This window comes from Treponema sp. (assembly GCF_045641405.1).
Taxonomy (GTDB): Bacteria; Spirochaetota; Spirochaetia; order Treponematales; family Treponemataceae; genus Treponema_D.
Window position 1 is genome coordinate 35,209 of the sequence record NZ_JAZUGX010000007.1, and the last position, 6,337, is coordinate 41,545.

Genomic DNA, 6,337 nt, shown 5'->3' on the forward strand with positions numbered 1-6,337 from the left:
GCTTGACCTTATAGGAAATAAAAGGGAATATTAAAAGTATATGATTTAATAAGGAGATTTCTATGAAAAAAATTATTGCCTTGGTAATGGGTGCTTTTATTGCCATGAATGCTGTTTTTGCCGATGTAGCAAAGGACATTGCAAAAGCTGGTGACGCTGAATGGGATAAAATGGTGTCGTCGTATAAGGCTTCCGGTGAATGGAAGGATGTGGTGAGTGCCAGCGTTGTTGTGGATGACTTCAGGGGTTACTACAAAAAAATCATGCCATTTCCTGCCATTGATTTTTCAGATTTTGTTACCGACAAGTACGGCAAGAAATATTACTGGTGCGGAGAAAAAAGCAACTGGAACATTTTTGTAATCAAGTACAATGATGGAATTCAGGATTACCTTTACAAGCTGAACAATGCCCTTGGAAATTATAAGGGTTCATACGAAGTGCTTGGCCGCATTACGGATGCATACAGCTGGTGGGGCGATGTAGTTGAGATGGAAGTTGTTGCTGTTCGCGTTAAGGGCAGGGCAACAATCAAGATTGAAAACAATAAGCCAGTTCTGGTTGGTGAAAAGCTGCTTGATGCTGCCATGGGAAAGCAGGCCTCATCATGGACAAAGGGAATTCCTGAAAATGCAACAAAGGTTCCTGCAAATTTGAATGCGGAAGATGTTGCAAAATGGTTCCTGTATTACGGATCAGTAAAAAAAGATCAGGCCGTCTGGAAGCAGCTTTGTTCTTCGGAAGAAGACGCCGTAAAGGCAGATGGAACATTGCTTGCAAAGGGAGAAAGCTGGTGGCGTAACCTTAGCAAGGCAGACCGTGAATACTACTTTGTTCGTGCTGACGAAAGCCGAGGAAGTGCAAATGAAAAATTCTTCATGTACCAGATCCGCGTTAACGGTGCGGATGCAGGCGTTGCAAAACCAATGTGCGTGATCAAGGAAAAAAGCGGCAGCTGGAAAGTCAAATCATTCTAGCTGCATGGAAAGACAATAAAAAAAGCGGAAATACATTGTGCATGTGTTTCCGCTTTTTTTTATGAATTGTTTATGCGCCCATGATTGCGTGGAACAGGGCCTTGTCGTCGGCGGTGAAAACCGTTGCCTTCTGTGTTCCGTCTGCAAGGTGGGTGAGGGCATTTTCCTTTCCGCCGTTGGCAAGAATCATTGGAATGCCGCACTTTGTTGTTTTTTCTGCAGCCTCGATCTTTGTTGCGATTCCGCCTGTGCCGAATGCATTTGTCGAACCGATCTTGATTGATTTCTTAAGTTCGTCAATGTTGTCTACAACTTCAACAAGCTTTGCGTTAGGATTTGTTTTTGGGTTGTCGGTATAGATTCCGTCAATGTCGCTAAAGAGGATCAGAAGGTCTGCGCTCCAGAGGTTTGCTGTAAGGGCACTAAGGTTGTCGTTATCGCCGATGAAGAATTCGTCCGTCGCAATGCTGTCGTTTTCGTTGATGATAGGAATTACGTTTTCATCTACAAGTGTGAACATTGTGTTGCGGATGTTAAGGGTTCTGTGCTTGTCCTCAAAGTCGTCCTTTGTAAGGAGGAGCTGTGCAACATGAATCTGGGCCTTCTTAAATGCATCGCGCCACTTGTGCATGAGTTCAACCTGACCGATGGCAGCAAGAGCCTGACGATAGTGGATGTCACCTTTGTGTGCCCATCCTTCGATTGTAGAAAGTCCTGCAACCTGTGCACCTGATGAAACGAGTATCAGCTGCTTGCCCTGTTTTGCAAGGGCTGCACATTCCATTGCAAAGCTTTCCATGAATTCTACATTTATTGTTCCGTCTTTCTTTGCAAGGGTATTGCTGCCGATCTTGATGACGATTTTGCGTGCGCTGTTGAAAGTTTCCTGTGGTGTCATTTTTTACTTCCTGAATAAAACTTTTACACAGTATACAATTTATGGAAGGATAAAACAATTGAAGGTAGAATGTTGTAAAATTTATTTCCATTTCTATTGTAATTTATTAAAAAAAATATTATGGTATAAACATAGATTGCAAAGACGCATTGTTGGAAAACAGTGCGTCTATTTTTTTTCTCTTTGCAAAGGCGCAGAAGGATTTTTGTCTTTCTGCGCTTTTTTGTTTTTTGGGAATCTTACAGGAGGCATTATGGATAACCTGATTTCAAATTCTGATTTGATAAATGAGCAGCTGGCGCGTTACGGCGTCAAATTCGGAATCTACAAGAACGGTACATTCAACGAGCGTCTTTTCCCATATGATCCTATTCCCCGTGTAATAGAGGCGGACGACTGGAAAAAATTGAGCTATGGTCTTGTTCAGCGCGTGACTGCATTGAATCTTTTCCTTGCCGACATCTATTCAAAAAAGCAGATCATTGCCGACGGTGTCGTTCCCGAGGATTTTGTTTTTTCTTCTTCCGGCTATCTTGCCCAGGTTGAAGGAATCATGCCTCCACATGGAATCTATTCCCACATTTCAGGCATCGACCTTGTTCAGGCAAAGGATGACAGCTGGTTCATTCTTGAAGACAACCTAAGAATTCCAAGCGGCGCGTCATATCCTTTGATTGCCCGAGGTCTTGAAAGAAAATGTTCCCCTCAGACTTTTGTGAACAACCATGTCGTTGACAACAGAAACTACGGAACCCTTCTGAAGGATGTAATGGATGACATGAACTGCGGTGGAATAAATGTTGTCTTTACACCAGGCCGTTACAATGCAGCATATTTTGAACATGCATATCTTGCGGAACAGACGGGCAGCGTTCTTTGCCAGCCTGAAGATCTTTTTGTGGAAAACAATGTGGTCTATTGCAAGACCCTCAACGGAAAAGAAAGGGTCGGTGCCATCTACCGGAGAATTTCCGATGAGTATCTTGATCCCCTCACTTTTGAACCGGGATCCCTCATCGGAATTCCTGGAGTCATGAGTGCATACCGTGCAGGAAACGTTGCCCTTCTCAATGCTCCAGGCAATGGTGTTGCCGACGACAAGGGAATCTATTACTTCGTTCCAAAGATGGTCAAATACTACCTTAATGAAGAACCTGTTCTCAACAATGCGCCGACTTATCTTCCTTTCTATGAGGAAGACAGGAAATATGTTCTTGCAAACCTTAAGACTCTTGTAATCAAGGATGTCGCGGAAGCGGGAGGTTATGGTGTTGTTTTTGGAAGGGATCTTAGTGCAGAAAAACTTGCCGAGATGGAAACACTCATAAAGGAACAGCCTCGTCGCTGGATTGCTCAGGAAGTAATCGATTTCAAGGATCTTGAAATAATAGATGAAGGAAAGAAAGTTGAACGCAAGGCAGACCTGAGGGCTTTTGTCCTTGACGGAAAGACATGCCAGGTGTGGCCAAGCGGTCTTACCCGTTTTTCAAGAAACCCTGCAAGTTTTGTAGTCAATTCATCTCAAGGCGGAGGATTTAAAGATACATGGATTTTAGAGAAGTAAAAGCAACAAGAAAAGGGGAGGTTCCACTTACACTTAAGCAGGTGGATTCCATTTACTGGCTGGGACGTTACACAGAACGAGTACTGACGACATTGAAGGTTTTCATGGACGTCTACGATTCGCAGCTTGATTCACATTTTGACTATGCAAAGTATTGCAGCGATCTGGACATCTACAATGGTTTTTCATCTCTTTCGGATTTCTGCCAGCGCTATGCCTTTGACAGAACTTATGCAAGCTCCATCATCTCAAGCATGAACCGTTCCTATGACAATGCCATCATGCTGCGCGAGACCATCGGAAGTGATTCCCTGAGCTACATCGAGCTGGCCCTTCGCAGGATGGAAGACGCCCAGTACAGCCAGACTCCGGCTCTGGTTTTTCAGAAGGTGATCGACAACATCATGGCATTCAAGGGTCAGGTTTTTGATTCAATCGCAGACCACAATGTAAGGCACATTCTTCTTGCGGGGCTTACATTGGAAAGACTTGATATGTATCTCCGCCTGAACATGAATGAAGACAAAATCGCATTTGAATGCAGAAGGCTTACTCATTCCATTGAACGCACAGACATAAACTGCGACAGGCTTGCCCTGCAGAAGGTATGCGGAGAACTTTGCGAGAAAAGCGATTTCATGGACAATGCGGATAAAATGATCTTGCTTCAGCTGATAGATGGACTTTTCATGAAAATCGACATGGCTGCTTAAAATGATGCTGCATAGGATGACCCGATGATTATTCTGGAAATTGACTACACGACTACTCTTGAATTTGACAGTCCTGTTACGGACCACTATTTTCTTTTGCGTTGTGTTCCTGTTTCAAGGGACGGTCAGACAGTCGTCTCCAGAAATCTTGTCGTTGCGCCAGAAACCCAGCTTGTGACTTCAAAGGACATTTTTGGAAACACGTCCTATCAGGGGCGCATAGATTTTCCCCATGCTTCATTTTCATTTCATTCAACGGCAACGGTAATAGTCGACCGTGAAAAAGGATGCAGGGAATCATGTCTGCCCTTGTACAAGTATAATACGCCACTTACACGTTGCAGCGAGTTGATGAAGAAGTTTCTGCATTCAGTTTTCAGGGACAACATCCTTGAAGTATCCGTAAAAAACAAAATGGTTCGCAATTGCAACATGCCGCTTGTGGCAGAACTTTTGATGAGTGCCATTCATGAACGGGTGGAATATGTTCCGGGTTCGACTTGCGTGACTACTACCGCAGCAGAAGCTTTTGGGGCAGGCAGAGGCGTGTGTCAGGATTACTCGCACATATTCTGTTCCCTGTGCCGTGAAGCCGGAATTCCTGCACGCTATGTTGCGGGTACAAGCAGGGGCGAAGGATCAACCCACGCGTGGGCGGAATATTTTGTTCCGGATGAAGAATATGTGAGCAATGACGGTGCTGCAATGGAAGGGCGCTGGTTTGGAATCGACTGTACGAGGAACAGGAAAGTTGATGATTCCTATGTTTCACTTGCATGCGGCAGGGATTATCTTGACTGCAAGGTAGACGGCGGAATTTTCCGTGGCATGACAGATCAGAGGATGACGGTTTTTGTAAAAACCAATGAAAAAGAAATCAGAAAAAATCAGGACGGAACTGAAAAAAGAAAAACGCTTTTAAACAGCGAGAATCTAGAAGAGCAGATAAAGATGCTTAAGCTGAACAATCAGCAGCAGCAGATGTGATAGAAAATAAAGGGGTCAAAATGATAAAGACAGTTACTTCGGCACAGATGCCTGTCAATGAAAAATTCATGATTCAAAAACAGGTGATAAAAAACGGCAGGAACAAAAAAAGGATCTGCATAGTTTCCGGAACCCACGGCGACGAGCTTGAGGGCCAGTATGTCTGCTGGGAACTCATTCGCCGCGTAAAGGAAAACATGGATATGCTTGATGGAATTCTTGAAGTGTATCCTGCATTGAATCCTCTGGGCGTAAATTCCATGACACGCGGAATTCCCCAGTTTGATCTGGACATGAACAGAATTTTCCCGGGCAATGAAAACGGGACCTTTGCCGAATACACGGCCGCAAAAATCATCGATGACATTTCTGGCGCTGATGTTGTGATCGACATCCACGCATCAAACATTTTTCTTCGTGAAATTCCACAGGTGAGGATAAATGAAATTTCGCAGGACATGCTTGTGCCTCTTGCAAAACATGTGAATGCTGATTTCATCTGGGTTCATTCCAACGCGACGGTCCTTGAAGGAACCCTTGCCTACTCACTCAATACAACAGGAACTCCCTGCCTCGTAGTTGAAATGGGAGTCGGCATGAGGATTACGGAAAGCTATGGCCAGCAGCTTACGGACGGAATATTGAACTTGATGCACGAAATGGGAATATGGAAAGGAGATGCTCCGTCAGTTCGCGAGCCTATCATAAGCAAGGATGACAGGGTTTCATTCCTCAATGCCAACGAAAGCGGAGTATTCCTTCCGGTTGCAAAGCACAGCGAAAAAATTAGGAAGGGTGATGAAATCGGAAAGATCATAAATCCTTTGACGGGTGACATTCTTGAGGAAGTTGTAAGTTCCGTCGATGGACTTCTTTTTACGATCAGGGAATATCCGGTTGTCTATGAAGGCTCCCTCATTGCAAGAATTCTTGGCGACTAAAAAAGGAAAACAAAATGCGTGAAGAAACAATATTCAAATTCAAGACACCATACAGGCAGGAGATTGCCGTAAAGGGCTATAGATTCGGACATGGCAAAAAGACGGCATGTTTTGTCGCAGGTCTTCGTGGAAATGAAATTCAGCAGATGTACATTGCGGCGTTGCTCATCAAAAGATTTCGGGAACTGGAAGCCGACGGCATGCTTTCGGAAGAAAATGAATTCCTCATAATTCCCTGCATCAATCCTTTTTCAATG

The 6,337-nt window shown here is 44.2% G+C and carries 7 protein-coding genes; 6 read left to right on the forward strand and 1 reads right to left on the reverse strand.

Annotated features, from left to right (window positions below):
• The first annotated feature begins 62 nt into the window (after positions 1-62).
• Positions 63-977 (forward strand): hypothetical protein, encoded by a 915-nt coding sequence (locus tag ACKI39_RS01820; RefSeq protein ID WP_407397078.1) that lies wholly within the window; start codon positions 63-65, stop codon positions 975-977.
• Between the two features lie 70 nt (positions 978-1,047).
• On the opposite strand, the gene proB is transcribed toward ACKI39_RS01820, so the two are convergent.
• The gene (gene proB, locus ACKI39_RS01825) at positions 1,048-1,875 is read right to left on the reverse strand and encodes a glutamate 5-kinase (RefSeq protein ID WP_407397080.1); all 828 of its coding nucleotides are present in this window, start codon (positions 1,873-1,875) and stop codon (positions 1,048-1,050) included.
• 253 nt (positions 1,876-2,128) lie between these two features.
• Here proB and ACKI39_RS01830 point away from each other — a divergent pair, with 253 nt between their 5' ends.
• The 5 genes from ACKI39_RS01830 to ACKI39_RS01850 form a co-directional block, all read left to right on the forward strand.
• Positions 2,129-3,439 (forward strand): circularly permuted type 2 ATP-grasp protein, encoded by a 1,311-nt coding sequence (locus tag ACKI39_RS01830; RefSeq protein WP_407397082.1) that lies wholly within the window; start codon positions 2,129-2,131, stop codon positions 3,437-3,439.
• Positions 3,421-4,152 (forward strand): alpha-E domain-containing protein, encoded by a 732-nt coding sequence (locus tag ACKI39_RS01835; RefSeq protein ID WP_407397084.1) that lies wholly within the window; start codon positions 3,421-3,423, stop codon positions 4,150-4,152. Before ACKI39_RS01830 ends, ACKI39_RS01835 begins: the two co-directional genes overlap by 19 nt.
• Before the next feature lie 24 nt (positions 4,153-4,176).
• Positions 4,177-5,139 (forward strand): transglutaminase family protein, encoded by a 963-nt coding sequence (locus ACKI39_RS01840; RefSeq protein WP_407397086.1) that lies wholly within the window; start codon positions 4,177-4,179, stop codon positions 5,137-5,139.
• A 20-nt stretch (positions 5,140-5,159) separates the two neighbouring features.
• Positions 5,160-6,080 (forward strand): M14 family metallopeptidase, encoded by a 921-nt coding sequence (locus tag ACKI39_RS01845; RefSeq protein WP_407397088.1) that lies wholly within the window; start codon positions 5,160-5,162, stop codon positions 6,078-6,080.
• A gap of 14 nt (positions 6,081-6,094) precedes the next feature.
• Positions 6,095-6,337, forward strand: a 243-nt coding sequence (locus ACKI39_RS01850; protein ID WP_407397090.1) for a M14 family metallopeptidase, incomplete at its 3' end; no start/stop codon positions are given.

Bases quoted from the DNA above. Each gene is read 5' to 3' on its own strand.
- ACKI39_RS01830 (WP_407397082.1), top strand. From the start codon at position 2,129: ATGGATAACCTGATTTCAAATTCTGATTTGATAAATGAGCAGCTGGCG.
- ACKI39_RS01840 (WP_407397086.1), top strand. From the start codon at position 4,177: ATGATTATTCTGGAAATTGACTACACGACTACTCTTGAATTTGACAGT.
- ACKI39_RS01835 (WP_407397084.1), top strand. From the start codon at position 3,421: ATGGATTTTAGAGAAGTAAAAGCAACAAGAAAAGGGGAGGTTCCACTT.
- ACKI39_RS01845 (WP_407397088.1), top strand. From the start codon at position 5,160: ATGATAAAGACAGTTACTTCGGCACAGATGCCTGTCAATGAAAAATTC.
- ACKI39_RS01820 (WP_407397078.1), top strand. From the start codon at position 63: ATGAAAAAAATTATTGCCTTGGTAATGGGTGCTTTTATTGCCATGAAT.
- proB (WP_407397080.1), bottom strand. From the start codon at position 1,875: ATGACACCACAGGAAACTTTCAACAGCGCACGCAAAATCGTCATCAAG.